Origin of the sequence: Serratia sp. S4 (assembly GCF_000347995.1) — a bacterium.
GTDB classification, from domain to species: Bacteria; Pseudomonadota; Gammaproteobacteria; order Enterobacterales; family Enterobacteriaceae; genus Serratia; species Serratia quinivorans.
On sequence record NZ_KB661120.1, the window covers coordinates 3,604,007 to 3,630,400 of the forward strand.

The following is a 26,394-nucleotide window of genomic DNA, read 5'->3' on the forward strand; positions in this document are numbered from 1 at the left end:
TCGGTTCCTTTAACCAGGGTTAACGAGAAAATTGCGCAGCTCGGCGGCGAACGCCTGCGGATTGGCCAGGTGCGAGTTATGCCCGGCCTGCGGCACGATGCGCAACGGCAACCCGGCGTCGCGCGTCAGCTGCTGAAATTTGTGATCGTCGGCGCCGCATAACACCACCAGCGGCACCGCCAGTTGTTGCAGCTGAGGCGCCAGATAGGGCTGCCTGCCCAGAGAAGTGGCTTCGAGCATGTCCGCCACGGCCGCGCCAGCGTTGTCAGAACGGGCATCGATCAGCGCATCACGGTGCACCGCACTGAGATTGGCGAACACCGGCTGTTGATACCAGTCCGCCAGCACCTGAGCGAGGGGTTCTCGGCGGAAACGCTCAGCCCAGGCCGTATCATGCGCCAAGCGCTGTTCGCGCTGTGCGGCATCGGCCAGCCCTGGATTGCCACCTTCGATAATCACGCCCTGCAGGCCCCGGGGTTCACCGTGACAGGCGTGATACATGGCAATACGTCCGCCCAGCGAATACCCCACCAGCCAATAGCGTTCGATGCCATGCATCTGCAAAGTAGCGCTGATCTGCGCGCTGATATCGTCAAAACTCGTGCAGACGACCGCAACGGAATCGCCGTGGCCGGGCAGATCTATGGCCAACGACGGCCATTCAGGACAACGCGAAGCGATCACTCGCCATTCATTATTATTGCCCAACAGGCCGTGTAACCAGATTAGCCATGGGCGATCGGCTTCGCCCTGTTGCAATACTTTTGTCGCCAGCATCATTGCTCCGCCATCTGTTGCACCAGATGCTGCAGCGTCTGCGCACCATCGCTCGGCGGCACCTGCAGCTCAATCAGCGTAGCGCCACCGTGACGCCAGCCCTGTTCCACCGCCTGCAGCAATTGCCCCCAGTTTTCCGGGCGGGCATAAGCCAGCTGGAACATCGCCGCCGCATGGCTGAACTCTACGTTCTGCGGCATGCAGTAGAACCGCTGCCGATCTTCTTCCGGCGTCGGCAACAGTGAAAAAATCTGGCCGCCGTTGTTATTGACCACAATCAGCACCGTCGGCGCAGAACATTGGCGCAGCAGCGCCAGCGCGTTCAGGTCATACAGTGCCGATAAATCTCCCACCACCGCCAGCGTCGGTTTGGCGGTGGCCCGCTGTACGCCTGCGGCAGTGGAGATCAGACCGTCGATGCCGCTGGCCCCGCGGTTGCTGAATACCGGATAACCGGCCGGCAAGCGGGTCAACGCATCAATCAACCGTACGATCAGGCTATTGCCGAGGAACAGTTGGCCGTTTTCCGGCAGCAGTTCCGGCAGGCGATGCGCCAACTGCGCCTCGCCAAAGCGGTTAACCAAATGGCCGGAAACCGCATCCAGCGCGTTGTCCGCCAGCGACGTCAACTCGTTGGCCCAGGGGGTTCGCGGCTGAGCCGGATGCAGTTCGAGCCACTGCGCCACGCTGGAGCGGATCCGCCGCCCCCGATGGTGTGCCGGATCGAGACGTCCCGGTAAATCGTCGATCAGCCAATACTCTTGCGGCTGGCACTGTTCCTGCCACTGCAGCAGGCGTTTGCCGGTCAGGCTGCTGCCAAACTGCACCACCAATTGTGCCTCGGCCAGCCGTTTTTGCGCCTGCGGCTGGGCCAGCCATAAATCGGCACAGGGCAGCGGCTGCCCGGTCTGGGACAGCACATCACCTATCAGCGGCCAGCCAAGCATCTCGGCCCACTGCGCCAGATGTTCGCCCTCTTCCGCGCTCATGCGCCCCGCCACTATCACGCCGCGCTTTTGCCGCCAGAAGAACCAGTCCGGTTGCTTGAGCACCTGGTGCGGATCCACTTCCCGCAGCCAGGGGTGGCTGCCTTGCCACCAGTCGCCGAGCGTCGCCGACCAGTCGGCATACTGTTGCTCATCACCGCCGTACAAGGGTTCGGCAAACGGGCAATTAATGTGTAAAGCGCCGTGCTGCAGGCGTGCCATCGCGCTGTCGACGGTGGACACCAACCAGCGAGCGGGGATGTCCGTCGTCGGCCGCGGCAGATCAATACTCAGCGCCGGATGGCTGGCATATAGGCCGTTTTGGCGGATCGCCTGATTGGCACCGCAGTTGATCAGTTCAGGCGGCCGGTCGGCGGTGAGAAACACCAGCCGTTCACCGGTCAGCCCGGCTTCGATCAAAGAGGGATAAAGGTTAGCGGCGGCGGTGCCGGAAGTGACGATCACCGCCACAGGTTCGCGCGACGCCTTCGCCAGGCCAAGCGCCAAATGGCCCAGCCCGCGCTCATCAAAATGGGTATGGCAGATAAAAGACTTGTTAGCCGCCGCAGCCAGCGTCAACGGCGTAGAGCGCGATCCCGGAGCGATACAGACATGTCGCACTCCATGGCGGGCCAGCGCTTCCAACAGCAACGCCGCCCACCGGCGATTAAAAACACTTGTCGACATAATTCGCTCACAAGTCGGTTAACAGAATCGTCCCCTGGCACCCGCCAATCGACGGCATGCCAAAAATGATGTTCTGCATTATATGAGTAGTTATCTTTACGACTTTTGCGCCAGCGCAAAAACGCCGTATATCCCGGTGACTTTATGGTAGACAATTAATTGATTTAGAACAAAAAATAAACATAAAAATCACAAGCAGTTTACACTCACCGCGCCATTCGCTCAATAAATCCGGAGCATAAGCAGGGAAATTCAACGCAATGGCTCTGGCAGCAGTAAAGTCAGCAGCCCGGCGGCCTTGTTTTCGATTTCCTGCCACTCTGCCTCGGCGTCAGAACCGGCCACAATGCCGGCACCGGCATAGAGTCGTAATTCCTGGTCGTCAATTTGCGCGCAGCGCAGTGCTACGCAAAACTCACTGCGGGAGGAGGAAAGGTAACCGGCAGATCCGGCATACCAATCACGGGGGAAAGGCTCATGTTGCAAAATAAACTCGCGCGCCGCCTGACGCGGCAACCCGGCTACCGCCGCCGTGGGCTGTAACCGCTGCAGGCAATCGGCATCGTCGTTATCGTTAAGCCGGCCTTCAATACGCCGCCGCAAATGCTGCACCTTACGCAAGCGCACCACTTCGGGCGGCAACACATCCACCGCGTCGGCACCGCCTTGCAGGCGTTGGCAGATATCATCCACCACCAGCAGATTCTCATGCTGGTTCTTGCCATCCCGCAGCAACCACTGCGCCAGCGCCTGGGCTTGCAGCCGATCGGGGTGATTGGCGACGGTGCCCGCCAGCGCTTCGGTCAGCAGATGGCGGCCGTTTCGCAGATACAGTCTTTCCGGGCTGGAGCCGAGAAATGCGGAATGTGCATCAAAGCGCAGCATAAAGTGGTAGCATCGGTGGTTCACGCTGCGGCTGGCATCCATCATCGCCGGTGCAGACAGCGGACAATCCAGCGTCAGTAACGTACTGCGCGCCAACACCACCTTCTCCATCTGTTGCCGGCCTATCGCTTTCAGCGCGTCTTGCAGCATGATTTCCCACCCAGCCCGTTCCGGTCGATGCTGCACCTTTGCCACCTGCGCCTTTAATGGCGTGATGGGCCTTGCAGCCGATACCTGCTCCAGCCAGCGGCCGGCAAACACCGCATCTTCACGCAGCGAGCTTTCAGAAAACAGATTCAGCGTTAATTGTGTTTCACCGTCACGGCTCAGAATTTCCAGACGGGGCAAAAATAAATGCGCCACGCCGTCAAAAGCATTCAGTCCCCAGACTCGCGCTCCCTCATGCGTCCTGAGAAACGCCTGTGCCTGTCGTGGCTGGGTAAACTGACGCACAGAGCCGCAGACCGCCGCTTCCTCATGCCCGTCGCGATGACGCCAGTAAAACTGCGGGAATGCCGGTTGCGCCGCCAGCCATTCAAGCAACCGGGTGGCCAACGGCGCCGGTACGGGCAGTGCAAGCTGCCGGAAACCGCCATCAGAAGGCAAATGTTGCTCAAGCTGCTGGCGTAACCGCCTCAGCAATCCCGAAAGTTGTTCCACGACCACCTCAATAACCAAGCTTAATGTAGGGAATTATACGGCAAATCAAGCCAGAACGGCGGAAAAATAGCGCCGGGAGTCAACGTCAGTAGCGGTCAATTGTTTATTAAAATTAAACAATTAGTTCAAAAAACGGCCAGCCTGGGATTATGCAGCTATACTGAGAAAGCATGTTCCTGCCTGCTGCGAACCCAAGCCATATCTACCCGGCGCCAAAAACAGGATATTCACGATCTCCCAGCGGTTTCACCGGCTGTCCTTTGGGTCAGATGTAAGGAGCTTTTGTGTGAAAGAAATACTAATCAATTGGTTAAAAAAGAAACGCAAAACAACCAAAGTAAATTCGTTGCCTGTCCGGCGTGCCAAAGGTGAGCCGGAACCGACAGGTGGCACCATCAAGGCCGAGCTGTTTTCTGTCGACCAAATGGAGCGTTATGGCCAGCGTCTGGCGCGCTCCCACAAGCTGGCGACGCGTAAGACCCCCTACTATTTGCTGAAACGGCTGGATGATAACGAACGCGTTCTGGCTGAAAGCTGTCACCAACTCAGCAACGGCAAGAAAGCCAGCATGACCCCGGCCGGCGAATGGCTGCTGGACAACTACTATCTGATCGAAGAACAAATCCGCGTTGTACGCCACCATCTGCCGAAAACCTTCGGGCGTGGCCTGCCCCAACTGGGCGCGCCGCACAACTGCCCGCGCATCTATGACATTGCTGCCGAAGCCATTGCACACGGAGATGGCCGCTGGGACGCCGAAAGCCTTACGCGCTATATCGCCGCCTATCAAAAAGAAGTCAATTTGACGCTGGGCGAGCTTTGGGCGCTGCCCGGCATGCTACGCCTGGCGTTGATCGAAAACCTGCGGCGCGTCAGCATTGAGGTGGCCCAGGCCCAGCAAGAACGTAACCTGGCCGACAGCTGGGTGACTAAAATGCTGGAGTCAGCGGAAAACGATCCGGCCAACCTGATCGTAGTGATTGCCGATATGGCGCGCTCCAATCCCCCACGCACCAGCGCCTTTGTCGCCGAGCTGGTTCGTCGCCTGCAAGGGCACGGCACCATGCTGGCGCTGCCGCTCACCTGGGTCGAGCAACGTCTGGCAGAGGTCAGCCTGACATCGGATGAATTAATCCACCGTTTTAACCAACAGCTCGCCGTCAGCCAACTGTCGGTCAGCAACAGCATTTCCGGCCTGCGCCAGCTCAGCGAAATGGACTGGGCCGAATTTGTCGAAACCATGAGTCAGGTCGAACAAACCCTGCGAGAGGATCCGGCTGGCGTTTACCCTTTGATGCACTTCAACACCCGCGACAATTATCGCCACGTGATTGAGATGCTGGCGCGGCACTGCCCGCACAATGAGGTGCAGGTCGCCCAACAGGTACTGAATATGGCGCGCGTGGCGTCAGAAATTCCGTCCAGCGATCCCCGCTGCAATCACATCGGTTACTACCTGATTGACGATGGTCGCCCGGAGCTGGAGCAGCAGCTTGACGTACGCCTGGGCCGTATTACCCGGCTGCGCCATGCGTTGAATCAGGCACCCTTACTTTCCTGGCTCGGTAGCCTGAGCCTGATCACCACCGCCTGCTGCGCCGAACTGCTGCGCCACGCTTACAGTACCGGCATCAGTTGGGGGCTGGCGCTGTTGTTTTTCCCCATGGCGATCGTCATCAGTCAATTCGTGCTTAACCTGCTCAGCGAGGTCACCACCCGCAGCCGCACGCCGCAGCCGTTGCCCAGACTCGACTTCTCCTGCGGTATTCCCGCCGAATTCCGGACTCTGGTGGCAATACCGACGTTAATCGACAGCAAAAGCGGCATTGATAAGTTGATCAATGCCCTTGAGGTTTGTTACCTGGGCAACGCGATGAAACACCTGCACTTTGCCCTGCTTACCGACTTTATCGATGCGCCCCAACAGCAGCATGCCGATGACGTAGCACTGCTCGATTATGCCAGCCAACAGATGATGGCACTGAATGCACGCTACCCCTGCGAAGGCCCCAGCCACTTTTTCCTGTTTCACCGCAACCGCGAATGGAACGAAAAACAGGGCGTTTGGATGGGGCTGGAGCGTAAACGCGGCAAACTGAACGCGCTGAACGACTGGCTGCGCAACCGCGGTAACGCCTTCTGTACTCAGATTGGCGACGGGCTGGAGGTGCTGAAAAACGTCAAATACGTCATCACCCTGGACAGCGATACCGTCCTGCCGCGGGAAAGCGCTCACCAGTTAATCGCCGCCATGGCGCATCCGCTCAACCAGCCGCAGTATGACGCCCGTCAGCAGCGGGTAGTGGAAGGTTACGCCATCCTGCAACCGCGCATGGCCGAAGAGATCCCGAGCTATGGGCAAGGCCGCTATGCCGCACTGTGCAGCAGCACGCCGGGCAATGACCCCTATACGCTGATGGCCTCGGATATCTATCAGGATCTGTTTGGCGAAGGCTCGTTTATTGGCAAGGGCATCTACGACGTGGATGTGTTCTCGCACAGCCTGAAGGGGACCTGCCCACCAAATCTGGTACTGAGTCACGATCTGCTCGAAGGCTGTTATGCCCGTTCCGGCCTGCTGAGCGACGTGCTGCTGTACGAGCAGTATCCCAGCAACTATCTGGTGGACGTCGCACGTCGTACCCGCTGGATCCGTGGAGACTGGCAACTGCTCAACTGGCTGCTGCCACGGGTGAAAACAGAAGGCGGCACCCGCACCGCCAACCCACTGAGCACCCTGTCGCGCTGGAAACTGTTCGATAACCTGCGCCGCAGCCTGACGGCGTCCAGCCTGCTACTGTTGCTGTTTTGCGGTTTCGTCTGGCTGCCGAATACCCGTTATTGGCTGGCGGTGTTCGCCATTATTCTGCTGCTCCCCACCCTGCTGGCGCTGGCTCAGGATATTGTGCATAAACCACCGCGCAGACCTTTTCTGCAGCACCTGCGGCTGGCGCTGAACGGTTCGCTGCACCGCCTGGCACAGGTTGGGCTGCGGTTGGCGACGCTACCGCATGAAACGCTGTACAGCCTGAAAGCGATTATTGTCACCCTATGGCGGCTACTGGTCACTAAACGCAATCTGCAAGAGTGGACCAGCTACGATCAATCCAAAAACCGCCAACAGGTCACGCTGGAAAACTTCTACCGCGCTATGTGGATTAACCCGGTGACGGGCCTGGCGTTACTGTTTTTCACCGTACTGCATAACCCGATGGCACTGCTTATCACACTGCCCTTCGCCGCCCTGTGGATCCTGGCACCCTGGCTGCTGTGCTATCTCAGCCACGAACCGCAGCGCAGCAAGACTGCCATTAACGAAGAACAGCGGCGCTTCCTGCGCCATACCAGCCGCCAGACCTGGGATTTCTTCAATACCTTCGTCAACCAGCAGGAAAACTGGCTGCCGCCGGATAACTACCAGGAAATACCGGAGCCGGTCGTCGCGCACCGCACGTCACCGACCAATATCGGGCTGTCGCTGCTGGCGAATCTCACTGCCTATGACTTCGGCTATCTGACGCTCAGTGAAGCTCTACGGCGTATCGAGTTGACGCTCAATACTCTGGACCGCATGGAACACTACCGCGGCCACCTGTACAACTGGTACGACACTCGCACGCTGGAGCCGCTGAACCCGCGTTATATCTCCAGCGTCGACAGCGGCAACCTGGCCGGCCATTTGCTGACGCTCAGCGCCGGCCTGCCGGCCCTGGCCCACCAGCCGGTCATTGATCCGCAACGGATACTGGCCGGGCTGGGTGACAGCCTGCAACTGCTGGAGCAACACTGGGGTGACGCCGCACCGAAGAACCTGCCAAAACTGCGCAACCATTTTGAGCAGGCGCACCACTGCCATCCCGCCGCCCTGCTGGCGGAGCTGAATGCCATGCGAAATTACAGCAATGGGCTGCAGGAACCGGCGCTGAATCACGATGAAGAAACCAAGCGCTGGGCCGGTGCGCTGCATCAACAGCTCAACGAGCTTTGTGCCGAATGGGCGCTGTGGTTCGGTTGGTTGAGCGACGGCCTGTCCGAACTGGAACAGGTGCCCAGCCTGCACTGGCTGGCAACCCCACCGGAAACATTGAAGCTGTCGCCAGAGCAACAAAGCCCGTTCGACGAGGCCAGCGCCCTGGCACAGGAGCGACTGACCCAGTTGTACAGCCTGCAGCAGCGGCTGGAAAAAATGGCGCAGATGGACTTCAACTTCCTGTATGACGAATCGACCCATTTACTGACCGTCGGCTTTAACTGCGATCAAAACCGCATGGACGGCAGTAAGTACGATTTGCTGGCGTCGGAGATCCGTCTGACCAACTATGTCGCCATCGCCACCAACCAGGTACCCCAACGCAGTTGGTTTGCGCTTGGCCGCCTGTTCACCCTGATCGACCATAAAGCGGCATTGATGTCGTGGAGTGGGTCGATGTTTGAATACCTGATGCCACAGTTGGTGATGCCCGCCTACCCTGACTCGCTGCTGGTGCAAATGTGCCGGGCGGCAGTGGAGCGACAGATTGCCTGGGGCAAGGAGCGCGGCGTGCCCTGGGGCATTTCCGAATCCGGCTATTTTGGCTTCGATGCCGATCAAAACTATCAATACCACGCCTTTGGCGTGCCAGGGCTGGGCCTGAGGCGCGGGCTGGGTGACGATATGGTGGTTGCGCCTTACGCTACGGTGATGGCGCTGATTGTTGACCCGGACGCCGCCTGCAATAACCTGGTCACGCTGGAACAAAATGGCGCCAAAGGCCGTTACGGTTTCTACGAAGCGCTGGATTACACCACCGCTCGCCTCAGCCGTGGCCAGTTGTACGTGATTATCCGTTCTTATATGGCGCACCATCAGGGCATGAGCTTCCTGGCCCTGTCGCACCTGCTGCTGGATGCGCCGATGGTGGCGCGCTTCGCCAGCTATCCGGCATTCCAGTCGACGCGGCTGCTGCTGCAGGAACGGGTGCCGGATGCCGTTGAGCTTTACAGCACCCGCCGCCACTTCGAAACGCACGAAGGCACCATTACCCCGGCCAGCTTCGCCGCACGCGAATTTAACCGGGTGGACACGCCGATCCCGGAAGTGCAGTTGCTGTCCAACGTCAATTATCACCTGATGTTGACCCAGGCAGGCGGCAGCTACAGCCGCTGGCAAAACCTGGCGCTGACCCGCTGGCGCGAAGATGCCACCTGCGATAACTGGGGCGCCTTCTGCTACCTGCGCGATCCGCAAACCGGCGAGGTATGGAGTAATACCTGGCAACCGATCGGCGGGGCTGCCAAGGGCTACAGCGCCGTGTTCAACGATGCCGGTGCCGAATTCCAGCGCCAGCAGGGGTCGCTGTCGGTCAAAACGCAGATCGTGGTGTCACCGGAGGACGATATCGAGCTACGCCGTGTGACGTTGCTCAATCGCGGTAAACAACCGCGTACCATCGAAATCACCAGCTATGCGGAAGTGGTGCTGGCACCGGCCGGTAACGATCTGGCTCACCCGGCCTTCAGCAATCTGTTCGTACAGACCGAACTGCTGCCGGATCAGGACGCCATCTTGTGCCACCGTCGCCCGCGCGAACCCCAGGAGAAATGCCCGTGGCTACTGCACATGATGACGGTACAGGGCCGCACCAGCCAAACGTCGTTTGAAACCGATCGCGCCAGGTTTATCGGCCGTGGTCGTACCCCGGCCAACCCGCAGGCGCTGTATCAAAATGCGCCGCTGAGCAACAGCGCCGGTCCGGTCATTGACCCGATCATCGCTATTCGCCAGCGCGTGGTACTGGAGCCGAACGTACCGCTGACGCTGGATATTTTCTATGGCGTCTGTGAAGACCGCGTCAGCAGCCTGGCAATGCTGGAGAAATACCGCGACCGTCATCTGGCGGATCGCGTGTTTGAACTGGCCTGGTCGCACAGCCAGGTGGTGCTGCGCCAACTCAACGCCAATGAGGAGGACGCCAATCTGTTCAACCGCCTGGCCAGCGCGGTGGTGTTCCCGGCGCAGGAAATGCGTGCCGCCAGCAACGAAATCATCCAGAACCGACGCGGCCAGTCAGGGCTGTGGGGACATTCGATCTCCGGCGATCTGCCTATTGTCCTGCTGACCGTCACCGACGGTGAAAATATCGAACTGGTGCAGCAACTGATCCAGGCGCACAACTACTGGCGTCTGAAAGGCCTGCAGGTGGATCTGGTGATCCTCAACGAAGACGTCGGCGGCTACCGCCAGGAGCTGCAAAATCAGATCATGAGCCTGATCGCCGCCGGTATGGAGTCCACCCAGACCGATAAGCCCGGCGGCATCTTCGTACGCACCAGCGAGCATATGTCACCGGAAGATCACCGCCTGCTGCTTAGCGTGGCACGAATTTATCTCGACGATCGGCGCGGTGGCCTGACCGAACAGCTCAACCAGCGCCTGCAACTGCCGCAGGTCCTGCAGCAACCGCTGTCGCCGGTCACCGCCTCGTCGAAACTGGCAACGGTGGATAATCTGCCGCGCAACCTGCATTCACCGCAGCTGCCCGCCATTGACGCGCTGCAGTTCTATAACGGCCTCGGCGGTTTCTCGGAGGATGGTCGCGAATATGTCATTGCGATGAATGAAAGCAAGATCACCCCTGCGCCCTGGTCAAACGTGATAGCCAACCCGATGTTCGGCTCGGTGATCTCGGAAAGCGGCCAGGCCTACACCTGGTACGAAAACGCCCATGAATACCGCCTGACGCCGTGGGATAACGATCCAGTCTGTGACCGCAGCGGGGAAGCCTTCTATCTGCGTGACGAAGAGAACGGGCATTTCTGGTCACCGACACCGCTGCCTGCCCGCGGCCGCGGCCACTATCTGACCCGTCACGGTTTCGGCTATAGCGTGTTCGATCACCGCGAGAGCGGCATCGACAGCCAGCTCACCGTGCTGGTGGCCAAAGAGGCACCGGTAAAACTGTTCCTGCTGACGCTGACCAATACCTCCGGGCGTACCCGCAAGCTGTCGGCCACCGGCTACGTGGAATTTATCCTCGGCGATCTGCGGCAAAAATCGGCTATGCACATCGTCACCCAGGAGGCTACGCTCGATAGCGGCTGCGGCATCCTGGCCACCAACCATTACGGCGGCAGTGGTTCGGAACGAACGGCTTTCTTCGGCGTGACCGGTGCGCACTGTTCTGTCAGTGGCGATCGGCGTGAATTCGTTGGCCGCAACGGATCGCTGACCAGCCCGGCGGTGCTGAAGCTGCGGCGGCTGTCCGGCAAGACCGGCGCGGGCATGGATCCTTGCGGTGCGGTCCAGTCGGCCATCAGTCTGATCGATGGCGATCAGCGCAGCTTTGTCTTCGCTCTGGGCCTTGGACAAAACGCCGATGAGGCCGAAGCGCTGTTGCAAAAATACCTGCGGGAAGACAGCCTGCAGGATGAACTGCAGCAGGTCGCGGCACATTGGGACACTATTCTCAACAAGGTGCAAATAACCACGCCACAGCCGGCCGTCAACCTGCTGGCCAACGGCTGGTTGCTGTACCAGACCCTCTCCTGCCGCATTCAGGCACGCAGCGGTTACTATCAATCCGGCGGGGCCTTTGGCTTCCGCGATCAATTGCAGGATACGCTGGCGCTGACCCATGCCGCGCCTGAGCGCCTGCGGGAACAGATCCTGCTGTGCGCCTCACGCCAGTTTGTCGAAGGCGACGTACAGCACTGGTGGCATCCGCCGCAGGGCAATGGCGTACGCACGCGCTGTTCGGATGACTATCTGTGGTTGCCGCTGGCGATTTGCCACTACCTGGACGCCACCGACGATCAAGCCATTTTGGAAGAACAAGTGGGCTATCTGGAGGCGCGCAAACTGGCGCCGGGCGAGGAATCCTCTTACGAACAACCGGCGCCTAGTGCGATACAGGAGACGCTGTACCAACATGGCGTGCGGGCGTTGAAGCACGGGCTGACCTTTGGTGAGCATGGCCTGCCGCTGATGGGGGCCGGTGACTGGAACGACGGTATGAATATGGTGGGTCTGGAGGGCCGCGGCGAGAGCGTGTGGCTCGGCTTCTTCCTGTTCCATATTCTGCAGCGCTACGGCGCACTGGCGCAGCGTCGTAACGACGCCGAACTGGCCGCGCAGTGCCGTCAACAAGCCGCCACCCTGCGCGATAACCTGCGCGATCACGCCTGGGATGGCGAATGGTATCGCCGGGGCTATTTTGACAGCGGGGAACCGCTGGGTTCCCATGAATCGACAGAGTGCCGCATCGATGCCATCGCCCAGAGTTGGTCGGTGCTGTCCGGAGCCGGTGATGAGCCACGCAGCCTGCAGGCGATGCAATCGCTGGATAAACATCTGGTCGACGACCAGGCCGGGCTGATCAAACTGCTGACGCCGCCGTTTGACGGCAACGGCCCGAATCCGGGCTATATCCGCGGCTATCTGCCCGGCGTGCGCGAGAACGGCGGTCAGTATACCCACGGCGCGGTATGGGCCGTGATGGCCTTTGCCGAAATGGGCAATATTGAACGCGCCTGGGAGTTGATGGCACTGATCAACCCGATCAACCACAGCCTGGACAGCACCGCTGCCGAACGCTACAAGGTCGAGCCTTACGTGGTTACCGCCGATATTTATGCGGTGGCGCCGCATGTTGGCCGCGGCGGCTGGAGTTGGTATACCGGATCTGCCGGCTGGATGTACCGGTTGATCGTCGAGTCACTGCTGGGGCTGAAACGCCATGGGGATCGGCTGACCGTCAACACCCGTCTGCCGGCGGACTGGCCGCAGGTGACGCTTAACTATCGGGAAGGCGGCAGCGAGTATCAATTGACCGTTCGTCAGGGTCAGGGGGCGGCACAGGTAACTGTCGACGGTGAAATACAGCCGGAGGCGGTGATAACGCTGGTAGACGATGGCAAAACCCATCAGGTAGAGGTGACGCTGGGGCAATAAACATCGGGGCGCGGCGGTGGCCGCGCCCAACTTCCAGGGAGCTTATTTACGTGACAGCAGCAAGCCCAGTACCAGACCGACCGTCGCACCAATACCTACGCTGTGCCATGGGTTTTCACGCACGTAACCGTCGGTGCGGCAAACCGCGTCCTTGGCTCGCGCATAGTAGGACTCGGTAGTATCAGCCAGTCGCGACTTAACCTCGCTCAATGCCTCTTCGGCATGTGACTTGATGTCGATATAGGCCTGATCGGCGCGATCGCCGGAGTACTTCAACACTTCTTCCAGCGTGTCGCTCAGCATTCTCAGATCGTCATCGAGCGTGGTTTGATCCCTATCCGTATTTCTCGCCATGTTAAGTTCTCCGTGATTAAAAATGATACGGTCCTTAACTATAGACAAGGATCGCCGCTCTTCGCCATCAGACTATTGGCTAAAATCAGAACACTAGCTGTACTTTGGCCGCCTGACTCTTGTCACCGGCAAAGGCCAACGCCTGCGCCAGTTGCTGGTTATCAAACTCGGCAGACAGCAGCGGCAATGGATTGACTGTCCCCTCGGCCAACCAGGCTACTGCCAAATCAAATTCTTCAACAAAACGGAACGAACCCAGCAAGTTTAACTCTTTGGCGATCAGCAACATCAGCGGGAAATCCGGGAAGCTGCCCCCCATGCCCACCTGTACTACCGTGCCTTTGGCCCGGGTGACCTCCAGGCAGCGCTGCAACGACGACGGATGGCCAGAGACTTCAAAAGCGATATCAAAGTACCCTTTTTCCTGCTGATAGAGGCTAAAGTCGTCATTGCCGGCATGCAGACAACGGGTTGCCCCCATTTTCTGGGCAATATCCAGGCAACGTGGGCTAAGATCGGCACAGACAATTTCGCCGGCGCCCAGCGCCTTCAATGCCGCCACCAGCAGGCAGCCAATTGGGCCAACGCCGGAGACAAACACCTTTTTCCCTGTCACTTCGCCGGGCTGCTTCGCCGCGTGTATCGCCACCGCCAGCGGTTCGGCAAACACCATCACCTTTTCATCACGATCGGCGTCAAAGGCAATACACTGCGCGCTATCGACCACCTTGTACTGGGTGAAGGCACCGTCAACATGCGGGAAATACATCGCGCTGCCGAAGAAACGCATCTGAGTACACTGGTTTTGCTGACTTGCCAGACAATACTTGCACTGCCCACAGGGTTTGCTGGGGTTTAACGCCACCTTCTGACCCACCGGCAGGCGGGCAGTATCACTGGCCACCACTTCACCGATCACCTCATGGCCGAGCACCATCGGCTGACGCACCTGGAAACTGCCGACTTTGCCTTCCTGGTAATAATGCAGGTCGGAACCGCAGATGCCGCCACGGGTGATTTTCACCAGCGTACCGATCCCCTGATAATCCACTTCCTGCTCCACCACCGCCACGTCATATTTGCCGTTCACCACGCAGGATTGGGTTTGAATTCTCATCATGATTTTCTCCTGGGCAAGCGGCTATACCGCCGCGGACATGCCGCCATCGACAAACAGCAGCTGGCCATTAACAAAATCGGAAGCCTGGGACGACAGGAACACCGCCGCACCAATCAGCTCTTGCGGGTCACCCCAGCGGGCGGCCGGGGTGCGCTTGGTCAGCCAGGCGGTAAACTCCGGGTTGTCCACCAGCACCTGAGTCATTTCGGTTTTGAAGTAGCCCGGCGCGATGCCATTGACCTGAATGTTGTAACGCGCCAGTTCAACGCACATGCCCCGCGTCAGCATTTTTACCGCGCCCTTGGAGGCGGCATACGGGGTGATAGTGTCGCGGCCCAGTTCGCTCTGCATCGAGCCAATATTGATAATTTTGCCGCTTTGACGTTGTACCATATGGCGAGCTACGGTTTGCGACACTATAAATACCGCCTTCTGGTTGACGGCGATAATGTCATCCCAGTCTTTTTCCGGGAACTCGGTAAAGGGATGACGCCGCTGGATCCCGGCGTTATTGATCAGCACGTCAATGCCGCCGCTTTCCGCTTCGATCTGCTCAATGGCGGCATGGATAGCCTGCGAGTCGGTGACGTCAAAAGCCGCAGCATCGGCGCGAAAACCTTCGCGTCGCAGTGTTTCAACGGCGCGCTGGGCGTTTTCCTGCGTGGTGGCATTAACCAGAATATGGGCGCCATACTGCGCCAGCCCACGAGCCAGCAAAAAACCAATGCCGCGAGAAGCGCCGGTAATCAGTATTTTTTTGTTATCCAGTGAAAATAAATTGTTCATAACGTTCCCCGGCGATGTCATTTGGATAGGACTGACGCCTATCTCAGCGGATCATCGCCGGTAAAAACGTGATTAAGATCACTTAAAATCGTGTTACTAAAAGCTGTTACCTTTAACGTGAAGCCACGCATTCCAGCGCGCCCGATAATTAATTCATTTCATTGAAAAATAGGGATTTTACACTTTATAACGTCGATTGTTATCGCCAGATCGATTTGTTAACATGGCAGAATTCGCGATCTCTACGCTCCACGCTGTTAAGGCCCCTAAATGAAGAACCAACGCGTCACGCTGCAGGATATTGCACTGCTCGCCGGTGTGACCAAAATGACCGTCAGCCGCTATCTGCGCACGCCGGACAAGGTGGCTACCGAAACGGCTGCGAAAATTGCCCAGGTGATGAAAGAAGTTAACTTCACCGACAGCGATGAGGCGCGATCGTCCCAAAAGCCGCGCATCGGCGTGCTGATCCCCTCCTTCAACAACCAGATCTTTGCCGATCTGTTGGCCGGCATCGAATCCATCACCCTCGAACACGGCTATCAAACTCTGGTGGTTAACTATGACTACAGCCGGCAGCGGGAAGAGGAACAGATTATCCAACTGCTGGCCTACCCCATCGCCGGGTTGATCCTCACCGATTCGGAGCACACCCTGCGGGCGGAAAAATATCTGGCGGCAACCAAAATCCCGGTGGCGCAGGTGATGAGTCTTGAAGGGCCCGAGGGGCGGATCGCCGTGGGGTTTGATAACTATCAGGCGGGTTTTGACATGACCGAAGCGCTGCTCGCCAGCGGGAAACGCCAGGTGGTTTACTTTGGTGCCATGTCCGACGCACGCGACACCAAACGTTTCCAGGGCTATTGCCGGGCGATGGAAAATCAGGGACTGACGCCACGGCAAATCACGCCGCATCGGGTCTCGTCGGTCTCGGTCGGTTCTGACATGCTGGCCATGGCCCGCCAGCTCTACCCCAGTCTGGACGGCATTTTGTGCACCAATGACGATCTGGCGGTTGGCGTGTTGCAGGCGTGTCTGCGGCTCGGACTGAAGGTGCCACAGGACATTGCGCTGTCAGGTTTTCACGGTCTGGATATTGGCAAGGCCACCACGCCGGGCATCGCCAGCGTGATCACCCCAAGGTTTGATATGGGCAAAGTCGCCACAGAGATTTTACTCAAACGCATCAAAGGGGTGCCGTGCATCGAGCGCGTTGACCTGCACTACCGCATTTCACTCGGCGGCACCATTTAAATCAGCGGTTAACATGCTCGGTAACAGCCGTTACCGGTTTGGGTTTCTCATTGCGTGCCGCCAGCCAAAGACCGCTGTTTTTCATCGCGTAGCCGAACACCAATCCCACCAGTAGGGAGAGGGTCACCAGCGGCCAGTCGCCGCCACCGGCGAAGGTGGCACAGGCACCAATAAAGGTGCCGGGCACAAACCCCAACCACTGCTGTTTTGCCTGGATACACATCAGGAAAGCCACGGCGCCTGTCAGCAGGTAGCCGAGGATGCTCAAGCCTGGGGCCAATTCGCTGCCGTGAATAATCACCATTGCCCAAAATACCCCGCTGCCACAGGTTAGCAAGCTTATCAACAACCCTTTCAGCCCACCCTGCGGGCAAGCAAAGTAGGCCGTGCAGCCGAGGAAACCAGCCCAGCTAATCAACCCCAGGCTGACGGCTACCCAGCCCCAAACGCCGGAGAGGATCCCGGTTGTCACCGCAATGGCAAAAATAACGTTCATAAACCGACCCGCAGCAGAGAAAGCGCGCAGTTTACTCGAAAATCGGTATTTTTATGTGATGTATTTCACATAAAATATGTAACGATAAACAAGAAAATTACATAGATGTGGAATTTGTCACAAAAAAAACCAGCGTGGCAAGCACGCTGGAAATGACACACAACAACACCAGGGAAATTGGCTCGCCACATTGCGCAGCGAGAACATATTTATTTCAAGTTTCAGTCAGCAAGACTTCCGCTTAAAAGAACAAGAATATTTCAACGCGGGAAGCCCGCACGGGTCACCATAAAGCTCAGAATCAAGCACACCACGGCACTGACCATAAATAACAGGTTGACCGCCAGATGCAGGCTGGCATGGTCGATCACTACCCCCAACAGAATCGGTACCCAGTTGGCGATATAAGCAATAACATAAAACAGCGAAATCAGTCTTGCATGGCTGGCCTTCGGCGAAATCAGGTTCACCAACGTGGCGCTGCCGACAAAAATTGCCCCGTAGGCGTAACCCGCAATCACCATACCGACACTGGCCAGGGCCAACGAGTGAATTTGAATCGCTTCGGCGAACACCACCACCGACAACGCCTGCGCCAGACAGCCAAACATCAGCGAGTGACGTGCATTAACACGACGGCTCAGGATCTGGCTGATACCGGCAATCACCAGGTAAACCGCGATCACGTAACCATAAATACCGCGGCTGTGCATGCCAAGCAGCTTTTCCGACACGCTCGGGCCAATCGCCAAAATGCTGGCAGCCACCGCCCAACAGATAAACAGTGCACCGGCACACAGGTAGAACTTGCCACCGGTCGCACGCAGGCCGTCAGCCAATGAGCTTTTTTCCGCTGCGCCATCAACCGCCGCCGCCCCGCTTAACGGCGCGACCACCACTTCAACCGGCCATTTCAGCATCACGCCCAGCGCGGCCACTGCCGCCACCGCCATAATGATAATGAACGGCAGCGAAGTGGTATGGAACCCGGTTTGCAGCGCCACACCGCTGAAAATCGGCCCCAACGCCAGGCCGGTGGTAAACGACAGCGTGGCAATCAGCGCCGCATTTTTACCGCCGTCTTTCGGCCCAAAACGCACCAGCGCAATATTGGCCGCACCGGTTAATGCCCCGGTGCCGATCCCGGCCAGCAAACGCGCCATAAACATCATCAAAAACGAATCGGCCATAGAGAACAGCAAAGCCCCGGCCAGCACCACCAGCAACGCCGGCACAATCATGCTGCGCAAGTCTTTGACCTTGCCGGCCATGTTGCCCACGCCGAACAGTGAGATCAATACGCCAGCGGCATAGGCGCCATAAATGACCGTCAGGCTGACCGAGCTTAGCGCCAACTCATGTTGATAAAGCGGATAAAGCGGCGTCGGCGCACTGCTGTTGAGCAATGCAGACATTAATGCCAGCGCTAAAAACAGCAGAATGGCAAAATGCGACGTGCCCGAATTCGCTTTAGCCGCTTCATCAACAGCCACACCTTCAGACATTTTTCTCTCCCGAAACAATCTGGATAAACACCAAGCCCTGAAACCAAATTCATCAGGAAACGCGTTTATCATACCTTTCGGGTATAACCGTCAAAATAGCCAAGAATGCATCATAGTGATTCATTAATGCATTCCGTTGAATGCAAAATTACACGGCTTCAGCTTTGGTGACTTTCGCCGGGGCGCGTTTCAAAATAGCCAGCGCACCGGAAAGAATAATCAACGCCATGCCGCCCGCGGCAATATAAGACAGTTTCTCGCCAAACAGCAGATAACCGAGCAGCGTGGAGAAAATGATGGTGCTGTAGGACAGAATGCTGACTATCACCGCATTACCGCTGCCATAAGCACGGGTCATGGTGATTTGCCCCAGGCTGCCGAACACGCCGATAGCGCAAACGCACAGTATCATGGCGCTATCCAGCGTACTGAACCCCACCACCGTGGTCATCACAGCGCCCACTATCGTGCCCACCAGTGAGAAGTAAAACACCACCCGCAGCTCCGGCTCGCCCGTGCGCACCAGCTTGCCGACGTTAAAATAGGCCAGCGCAGTCAGCAGGCCGGAAAGCAGGCCAATCAGCGTGGCGGCATACTCACCGTTCGGCGTATCGGGCCGCAGCAGCACCAGAATGCCAATAAACCCCAGCAGCACCGAGAACAGCAGCTTGCCGGTCAACTGGCCTTTGGAGGTGACAAAGGCGATCGCCGACTGAAAGATCGGGTTGGTGTAGCCCAGCGTGGTGGCAGTGGCGATCGGCAAATGGATCAGCGAGTAGAAGCCACAGTACATCGCCGCATTGCCGATGGCGGCGCGCTTCATATGCAGACCCAGATGCCGGGTGCGAAAACCGAGGTTTTTAACCTGAATTAACGCGGCAACGATCAGCACGTTAATCACAGAGCGATAAAAAATGATGTCGAAAAAGCCGACTTTGGCCGAAGCCAGTTTGATGCTGGCCCCCATCAGCGCAAAGAACCCGCTGGCGACAACCATCCACAAAGCAACCATGATTTCCTCGGAGTGCCGCCCCAATGGGCGACAAAAATAAAACGGGGCGAATCTATTCGCCCCTACGGCAACAGCATCGCGGTGTGAAAGACGACGGCTATTATTCGGCGGCTTTCACCGTCAACGGCTTGTTATCGGCACAGGCGAAGAACACCAGCATTTCGGCCCCTTTATCGCCGGAAACGCCCTGATGCACGATATCTACCGTATCGGTAAAGGAGTCGCCCTGCTTAAAGGTGTGCTTCACACCGGTTTTCTTTACCGTCAGCGAAACGCTGCCGCCGGTCATATACACCGCGCTGATGCACGGATGGGTATGCCAGGCCAGCACCTTGTTCGGTTCCACGGTGACTTTCAGCATAGTGATCTGCGGAGCACCGGCCGGATAGTGCTGGTACGGCGAACCTTCCCACGACGTCTCGGTTTTCAGCAGGGTTTCTTTGGTAATGCCTTCGCCGTGGTCGTCAGCGGCCTGTGCATAGCCCTGAAAGGCCATCATTAATGCCAGAAGTGTCAGTTTATACATCGTTATCGCTCCATGACTACTGTAAGTAAAATAGAATGGCGTGATACAAAGGACAATAATGACGACTCCCGCAATAACAGGGCTACGTCGTTACAAGCCTTTGATACGCTGCTCGTATTCTACGATGCTCTCGGCATAGTAGCGATTAGGTGCCACATGATTTCCTACCAACACTTCTATCAGGAACGGGCCTTCGTGCTCAGCCGCCGCGACCAGTGCCTCGTCCAGCTCTTCCAGCGTTGCCGCCCTGGCAGAAGAAACTCCCAGACTGTTGGCGAAGGCCTTCCAGTCGTGGTTTGGCAACGCCGTGTAGTCCGCCGAGACGCCGCGGTTCTGCAAGGTGTCGATATGCATCGCCCCGTGGGCGCAGTTGTTCATCACCACAAAGGTCATTTTGACCTGATAACGGGCGGCGGTCTGGATCTCCATACCGTGCATCAACATGCATCCGTCGCCGGTGACCACCACGCAGTCGCGGTGCGGCGCCGCCAGCTTGATACCAACGCCGGCACAAATCGCCCAGCCCATCGGTGCCAGGGAACTTGAGGTATGGTAATCACCACGCCCGCTGGCCAGCCAATGGTGCGCCATAAAGATGCGGTGCGCGCCGGAGTCGACCACTACGTTGGTGTCCGGGCCCATCCGGCTACGAATGCGTTTGATGGCGTCGCCGGGGTACATATTGGCTTCACCCAGGGCCAGGCGCGCCTGCAAATCGGGCTGCTGTTGCTCCAACGGCAGTTGGCGCACCTGTTCAAGCCAGCCATTGCGCAGGCTCTTGATGGCGACCAGATGCTGATCTTCATCGCTGACCGCATCCAGCAGGTGCCGCAGCGTATCGGTCAGGCTGGAGAAAATCTGCATGTCCGGCTGATAATGCGAGCTGACCTTGTCGAAATCCTCATCGATCACCACCAGCGTTTTGGTGCCATGCAGCCGTGAATTCCAGTTCAGGCTGTCGCGCTGGCTGAGATCGCAGCCCAGCACCAGCAGCACGTCGACCTCGTCGCCATTGATGGTTTCCACCGCCCGGGTATGACCGGCGAAACCATACAGCCCCAGCGCCAGCTCGTGCCCTTCGGGAAAAGCGCCCTTGCCGGACAGCGTAGTGGCAACCGGCAAGCGGTATTTCTCCGCCAGGCGCAGCAGCAGTGCGGCATCCAACGGGTTATTCATACGGTTACCCACCAGGCAGGCAACGTTCAGCCCGCGCAGCAGATAATCATCCAACACCTGCTCCAGCGCCTGTTGGTCGATCGCCGCTTCACGGCACTGTGGCGTACGCTGTGGGCTGGCTTCATAATTGCCGGCTACCGTTTTCTTTTGCATATCGACCGGCACGCTTAAATAAGCGCGGCCTTTACGCTGGGTGTTCAGGCAGGACAAACTGCGCCGCAGCTCGTGCTGCAACGTAAGATTATTTTTCACTTCTATCGCGGCGGAAAGCAGCGGTTTGACGATAGTCAGCTCATCAATGCCGCTATTGCTGCCGTCCTGGAAAGCGCCCTGCGCTTCATGATAAGTGGCGATACCGCCGGCCAGATACAGCACCGGGATTTTATCGGCCTGGGCCGCGGCCATCGCCGGCAGGAAATTCATGGTGCCGGGGCCGGAGATGCCCAGACAAACGCCAAACTTGCGGCTGGCGCGGGCGTAGCCGTCGGCCATAAAGCCGCAGGCGGTTTCATGAGCGCCGACGATGCCGCTAATGGCTGAATGTTCAATGGATTTAATCAGTGGGTACACCAGCTTGCCGGGTACCAGGAATATGTGCTGAATACCGCGTGCTTCAAGACCCTGGATAATCACATCAGCGTTTGTTTGCTCCGCCGCTTTCGTGCCGGGCGTGGCAATAACCCTGACACCATCCGCAGTTGCCAGTGCTACGGGGGTGTATAACTTCTCTGCGTGAGACTCCATTTTTAATGTCCAGTCGTGGTTGGCCAACCTGATTCAGAGTCGATCCCACCAGGCTGTTAGCCAACAGAGACAGGCTCTCATGCGCATCTGCTTTCGCGTTTAGGGTAACATTGGCACAAAACGTGCGCCAGATCACAGCATAAACGTTGATAAGGATAAAGATTGTCGGGTAAAAATAAAGATGCAAAATCGCTTCACGTTAATGCATTTATTCATATCCTGAAACATAATAAATAATTATGATACCAGCCCTGACTTGTCGCCTAAACCCGTGCCCGTAAGGTTGCGCAAGAATGAACACCAACAAGGCCGATAAGCCAGCATAAAGGAAATGGCATGATGAATTGGGATGACGCACGCTTCTTCCTGGCAGTAGCCCGCTGCGGCACTTTACGAAAGGCCGCCAATGAACTACACGTCGACCAGGCCACCGTCGGACGGCGTATTACCGCTTTTGAAGAGAGCCTGGGCTCCAAGCTGTTTATCCGCACGCCGAAATCATTCTCCCTCAGCCCTTTGGGTGAGGAAATGCTGGCAGACGTGATGAATATGGAAAATGCCGTGCAGGCGATTGGCCGCAAGGCCACCAGCGGCGACGATAGCCTGTGCGGTAACGTGCGCATCGCCACCACCGACACCATGGCCGAGGCCTTTGTCATACCGGCCTTGAAAGCGCTGCGGGAGCAACATCCGTTAATCACCGTCACCCTGCTGACGGCGGTGAATATCTCTGATATTTCCTACCGAGGAGCGGATTTGGCGATCCGTGGCGCCCGGCCCGAGTCCGATGAGCTGATTATCAAACGTATGGCAACCATCGAAATGGGGCTGTATGCCACTCAGGACTATATCGACAAACACGGACTGCCGACCAAGGGCGGCCACCTGAGTGGCCATGATCTGCTGATGTTTCCACGCGAGCTGGTGCCGCGCCACTGGAACGACTTTTGTGGCGAAGCGCTGATCGACCCTAATGTAGTTTTGCAGTGCAATTCACAGTTGCTGTTGCGCTCGGCAACGCGTAACGGATTGGGCATCGGCCTGCTGTCCTCCTTCCTGGCGGACAAGGACCCGGATCTGGTACGTATCTTCCCGGAGAATAAAGACTGGGTAGATATCTGGCTGGTACTGCACCCCGACCTGCAGCGCGCCGCGCGGTTACGTGCCGTAGTGCAGGCGTTGGAAACCTCGTTTAAAAACAATCCCGGCTGATCTCCTGCCCCATAAAAAAAGGTCGCCGAAGCGACCTCAGACTGCTGACAAAGCCCGTTATTAGGGAGAGCGTGCCGAAGGGGTCGTAGCGGCTTGCCCGCCGGAGCGCCCCTCGGTGCGCTAGGCCCGGGTATCTCGGATTCAATGACTACTTCATCAAGCTCAAAAAAGGTCGCCGAAGCGACCTTTTTTACTGCCTTGATGCCAATCAGAACATCGGCTGTGCCATCTGCACCAGCGTAATCAGCGGCTGCGGATAAACCCCCAGCAGCAACACCAACGCGGCGGAGATCAACACCACCACACCGCCTGCGGTCAACGCCCAGTTGTTCGGGGTATCGCGCTGCAGCGCTTCCGGCGCGCTGAGGAACAGGCTGACGGTCACGCGCAGGTAATAGTACAAACCGATGGCGCTGCCCAGCACCACTGCGCCGGTCAACCACCACAGGTGAGCACTGACACCCATCGCGATAACAAAGAACTTACCGATAAAGCCCAGAGTCATCGGGATACCGGCCAGTGACAGCATCATCACCGTCATTACCGCAGACAGAATTGGCTTATGCCAGAACAGACCACGGTAGGAGAACAGTGAATCGGCATCCGGGCCACGGTACGGGCTGGACATCAGGCTGACGACGCCAAACGCGCCCAGGCTGCTGAACAGGTAACCGGCCAGGTAAACCCCGGCGGTTTCCAACGACAGCTGATGGGTTTGCACCGCAATCAACGCCACCAGCAGATAACCCAGGTGGGCGATCGACGAGTAACCCAGCAGACGCTTGATATTGGTCTGGCTGATAGCCATCAGGTTGCCGAACAAAATAGAGCAGACGGCAATGATCGACAACACCATGCGCAACGCTTCGTTGTCGGCGGCCGGTGCATACAGGAACAAACGCATCACTACGGCGAAGATTGCAATCTTGCTGGCGGTCGCCAGGAAGGTTGAAACCGGCGCAGGCGCACCCTGATACACATCCGGCGTCCACAGTTGGAACGGCACCAGCGACAGCTTGAAGCCCAGACCGACAATCATCATGCCCATACCCGCCAGGACCAGCGGCTGGTGCATCATGTTTTCTTGCAGGCTTTTGCCCAGGCCAGCCAGTGACAGGTCGCCGGACTCTGCATACAGCAGCGCCATACCAAACAGCAGGAATGACGACGCGGCAGCAGACAGCAACATATACTTGATGGCCGCTTCCAGCGGACGCTTCTGGCGGTAGGCATAACCCACCAGACCGAACAGCGGCAGCGAGATCAGTTCAATACCGAGGAACAGCGACGCCAGATGGTTGGCACTCGCCAGCAGAATGCCACCCAGGGTAGCAATCAGCACCAGCAGGTAGAACTCTTCGCGGTTGTCCGGGTAACCGACCAGCCAAGGATAGGCAAAGGTACAGGTCGCCAGACTCGCCAGAATCACCAGCCCGGTATAGAACATCGAGTAGCCGTCAACCCGCAGCAGCGGGGTGACGTCCATTGGGCCTGCCTGGCCGACAAAGTACAGCGAAAGCAGCGCCAGGTTTAGACCGATCACGGTCAGGGTGGCGTTGATAAAGTGGTCGCGTCGCCACGCAATGCCTAGCATCACAACCACCACCGTCAATCCGACGATCAACAGTGGTAGCAATGCGATCAGTTGTTGAGGAGTTATTGTCATGGCGAATTACGGCCTTGTTGTTGAAATTGCTGAAACTGACGAACCAAACCAGTGTTGCACGTTGCTCATCGCCGCATTGGAAGTATCCAGAATCGGCTGCGGGTAAACCCCCAGCAGAACCAGCAACACCACCAGCAGCAGAATGATGAACAGCTCACGCGCGGTCATGCCCGGTAACGGTTGGTCAGACTTGGCTTTGCCGTAATAGGCGCGCTGCATCATGATCAACGAGTAAACCGAAGCAAACACCAGACCGAAGGTAGAAATCACGGTGATCACCGGCACAACCTGATAGCTGCCGAACAGGATCATGAATTCACCGACGAAGTTACCGGTACCCGGCATCCCCAGGGTCGCCACTGCGAAGAACAGCGACAGCGCCGGGATGTATTTGATACGTCCCCACAGGCCGCCCATTTCACGCATGTCACGGGTATGCAGACGTTCGTACAGCTGGCCACAGATGATGAACATACCGGCCGCAGACAGGCCGTGCGCAATCATCTGGATTACCGCACCCTGGTAAGCCAGTTGGCTGCCGGTGTAGATGGCGATCAGCACGAAGCCCATATGGGAAACCGAGGTATAAGCAATCAGACGCTTGATATCGGTCTGCGCAAATGCCATCCAGGCACCGTAGAAGATACCGACCACGCCCAGCCACATGGCGATTGGCGCAAACTCGTGCGACGCTTCCGGGAACAGCGGCAGGCTGAAACGCAACATGCCGTAGGCCGCGGTTTTCAGCAAGATCCCCGCCAAGTCAACAGAACCTGCGGTGGGTGCCTGGCTATGCGCATCAGGCAACCAGCCGTGCAATGGCACTACCGGCATTTTCACCGCAAAGGCGATGAAGAAGCCCAGCATCAACAGGTATTGCACGTTATGGGACATTGGCGTCTGCAGCAGGTCTTCGTAATCGAAGGTCCACACGCCGGTCGCGTTATAGTGCACGAACACCAGGCCCATAATGGCAATCAACATCACCAGACCACTGGCCTGGGTATAGATGAAGAACTTGGTAGCCGCAGTGATACGAGTCTTCCCGTCCGACGCCTTGTGACCCCAGAGTGCAATCAGGAAGTACATCGGCACCAACATCATTTCCCAGAAGAAGAAGAACAGGAACATGTCGATGGCGAGGAACACACCGATTACCCCACCCAGGATCCACAGCAGGTTCAGGTGGAAGAAGCCCTGGTATTTCTGGATTTCACGCCAGGAACAGAGAATAGCCAGCACGCCCAGCAGGCCGGTCAGCACCACCATCAGCAGTGACAGGCCGTCCAGCGCCAGGTGGATGGAAATACCAAAGCGTGGGATCCACGGCAGCAGGAATTCAGACTGCCACTGCGGAATGCCTTTCGGCGTAGTCAATGTGTAGCCACCCTGCATCCACAGATACAGAGAAAGCGCCAATGTCAGCCCCATTGCGATCAACGCAATCCAGCGCGGCACCTTAGTACCGAAGCGCTCAAACTGCCAGCACAGCAGACCGCCAATAAAGGGGATAAGAATTAGCCAAGGTAATAGCATGGCGTTTTGTGTCCCTTATACGAATAATTTCAAACTTTGTACGTAGCGCCTGCCCTGCAGGGCGCTACGCCCGAAAAATGCGT

The 26,394-nt window shown here is 57.7% G+C and carries 16 protein-coding genes; 3 read left to right on the forward strand and 13 right to left on the reverse strand.

Annotation, left to right across the window (positions count from 1 at the left end):
• Positions 1-9 precede the first annotated feature (9 nt).
• The 3 genes from menH to menF all read right to left on the reverse strand — a co-directional run bounded on the left by menH (position 10) and on the right by menF (position 3,995).
• The gene (gene menH, locus SERS4_RS0117540; protein ID WP_017893477.1) at positions 10-780 is read right to left on the reverse strand and encodes a 2-succinyl-6-hydroxy-2,4-cyclohexadiene-1-carboxylate synthase; all 771 of its coding nucleotides are present in this window, start codon (positions 778-780) and stop codon (positions 10-12) included.
• Complete coding sequence (menD, locus tag SERS4_RS0117545; protein ID WP_017893478.1) at positions 777-2,450, reverse strand: 2-succinyl-5-enolpyruvyl-6-hydroxy-3-cyclohexene-1-carboxylic-acid synthase; 1,674 nt, start codon at positions 2,448-2,450, stop codon at positions 777-779. Before menD ends, menH begins: the two co-directional genes overlap by 4 nt.
• A gap of 252 nt (positions 2,451-2,702) precedes the next feature.
• A complete protein-coding gene (menF, locus tag SERS4_RS0117550) occupies positions 2,703-3,995 on the reverse strand; it encodes an isochorismate synthase MenF (protein ID WP_026142457.1) in 1,293 nt (430 codons plus the stop codon).
• A gap of 286 nt (positions 3,996-4,281) precedes the next feature.
• Between menF and SERS4_RS0117555 the strand changes: the two genes are divergently transcribed.
• Positions 4,282-12,924 carry a GH36-type glycosyl hydrolase domain-containing protein gene (locus tag SERS4_RS0117555; protein WP_017893480.1) on the forward strand — a complete coding sequence of 2,881 codons (8,643 nt, stop codon included), beginning with the start codon at positions 4,282-4,284 and terminating at the stop codon, positions 12,922-12,924.
• A 42-nt stretch (positions 12,925-12,966) separates the two neighbouring features.
• Here the strand turns inward: SERS4_RS0117555 and elaB are convergent, their stop codons facing one another.
• From elaB to idnO, 3 genes are all read right to left on the reverse strand, one after another.
• Positions 12,967-13,278 carry a stress response protein ElaB gene (gene elaB, locus SERS4_RS0117560; protein WP_026142458.1) on the reverse strand — a complete coding sequence of 104 codons (312 nt, stop codon included), beginning with the start codon at positions 13,276-13,278 and terminating at the stop codon, positions 12,967-12,969.
• Positions 13,279-13,363: 85 nt separating this feature from the next.
• Positions 13,364-14,395: an L-idonate 5-dehydrogenase gene (gene idnD / locus SERS4_RS0117565; protein WP_026142459.1), complete on the reverse strand. Its 1,032-nt coding sequence runs from the start codon at positions 14,393-14,395 to the stop codon at positions 13,364-13,366.
• Between the two features lie 24 nt (positions 14,396-14,419).
• A complete protein-coding gene (gene idnO, locus SERS4_RS0117570) occupies positions 14,420-15,184 on the reverse strand; it encodes a gluconate 5-dehydrogenase (protein WP_017893482.1) in 765 nt (254 codons plus the stop codon).
• A 270-nt stretch (positions 15,185-15,454) separates the two neighbouring features.
• Here idnO and SERS4_RS0117575 point away from each other — a divergent pair, with 270 nt between their 5' ends.
• Positions 15,455-16,438 (forward strand): substrate-binding domain-containing protein, encoded by a 984-nt coding sequence (locus SERS4_RS0117575; RefSeq protein WP_017893483.1) that lies wholly within the window; start codon positions 15,455-15,457, stop codon positions 16,436-16,438.
• Between the two features lies 1 nt (position 16,439).
• Here the strand turns inward: SERS4_RS0117575 and SERS4_RS0117580 are convergent, their stop codons facing one another.
• From SERS4_RS0117580 to SERS4_RS0117600, 5 genes are all read right to left on the reverse strand, one after another.
• A complete protein-coding gene (locus SERS4_RS0117580) occupies positions 16,440-16,934 on the reverse strand; it encodes a DUF1097 domain-containing protein (protein ID WP_017893484.1) in 495 nt (164 codons plus the stop codon).
• A gap of 260 nt (positions 16,935-17,194) precedes the next feature.
• Positions 17,195-18,439 (reverse strand): MFS transporter, encoded by a 1,245-nt coding sequence (locus SERS4_RS0117585; protein ID WP_017893485.1) that lies wholly within the window; start codon positions 18,437-18,439, stop codon positions 17,195-17,197.
• A 148-nt stretch (positions 18,440-18,587) separates the two neighbouring features.
• Positions 18,588-19,451: a DMT family transporter gene (locus SERS4_RS0117590; protein WP_012146007.1), complete on the reverse strand. Its 864-nt coding sequence runs from the start codon at positions 19,449-19,451 to the stop codon at positions 18,588-18,590.
• A gap of 100 nt (positions 19,452-19,551) precedes the next feature.
• On the reverse strand, positions 19,552-19,977 hold the full coding sequence (locus tag SERS4_RS0117595) for a cupin domain-containing protein (RefSeq protein ID WP_017893486.1): 426 nt from the start codon (positions 19,975-19,977) through the stop codon (positions 19,552-19,554).
• A gap of 90 nt (positions 19,978-20,067) precedes the next feature.
• The gene (locus SERS4_RS0117600; RefSeq protein ID WP_017893487.1) at positions 20,068-21,897 is read right to left on the reverse strand and encodes a thiamine pyrophosphate-binding protein; all 1,830 of its coding nucleotides are present in this window, start codon (positions 21,895-21,897) and stop codon (positions 20,068-20,070) included.
• Between the two features lie 336 nt (positions 21,898-22,233).
• Between SERS4_RS0117600 and SERS4_RS0117605 the strand changes: the two genes are divergently transcribed.
• Complete coding sequence (locus tag SERS4_RS0117605) at positions 22,234-23,109, forward strand: LysR family transcriptional regulator (protein ID WP_017893488.1); 876 nt, start codon at positions 22,234-22,236, stop codon at positions 23,107-23,109.
• A 208-nt stretch (positions 23,110-23,317) separates the two neighbouring features.
• Here SERS4_RS0117605 and nuoN read toward each other — a convergent pair whose 3' ends face one another.
• Entirely contained in the window at positions 23,318-24,775 is a 1,458-nt protein-coding gene (gene nuoN, locus SERS4_RS0117610) for an NADH-quinone oxidoreductase subunit NuoN (protein ID WP_012146011.1), read from the reverse strand.
• A gap of 6 nt (positions 24,776-24,781) precedes the next feature.
• Positions 24,782-26,311 carry an NADH-quinone oxidoreductase subunit M gene (gene nuoM / locus SERS4_RS0117615; RefSeq protein WP_012146012.1) on the reverse strand — a complete coding sequence of 510 codons (1,530 nt, stop codon included), beginning with the start codon at positions 26,309-26,311 and terminating at the stop codon, positions 24,782-24,784.
• Positions 26,312-26,394 lie beyond the last annotated feature (83 nt).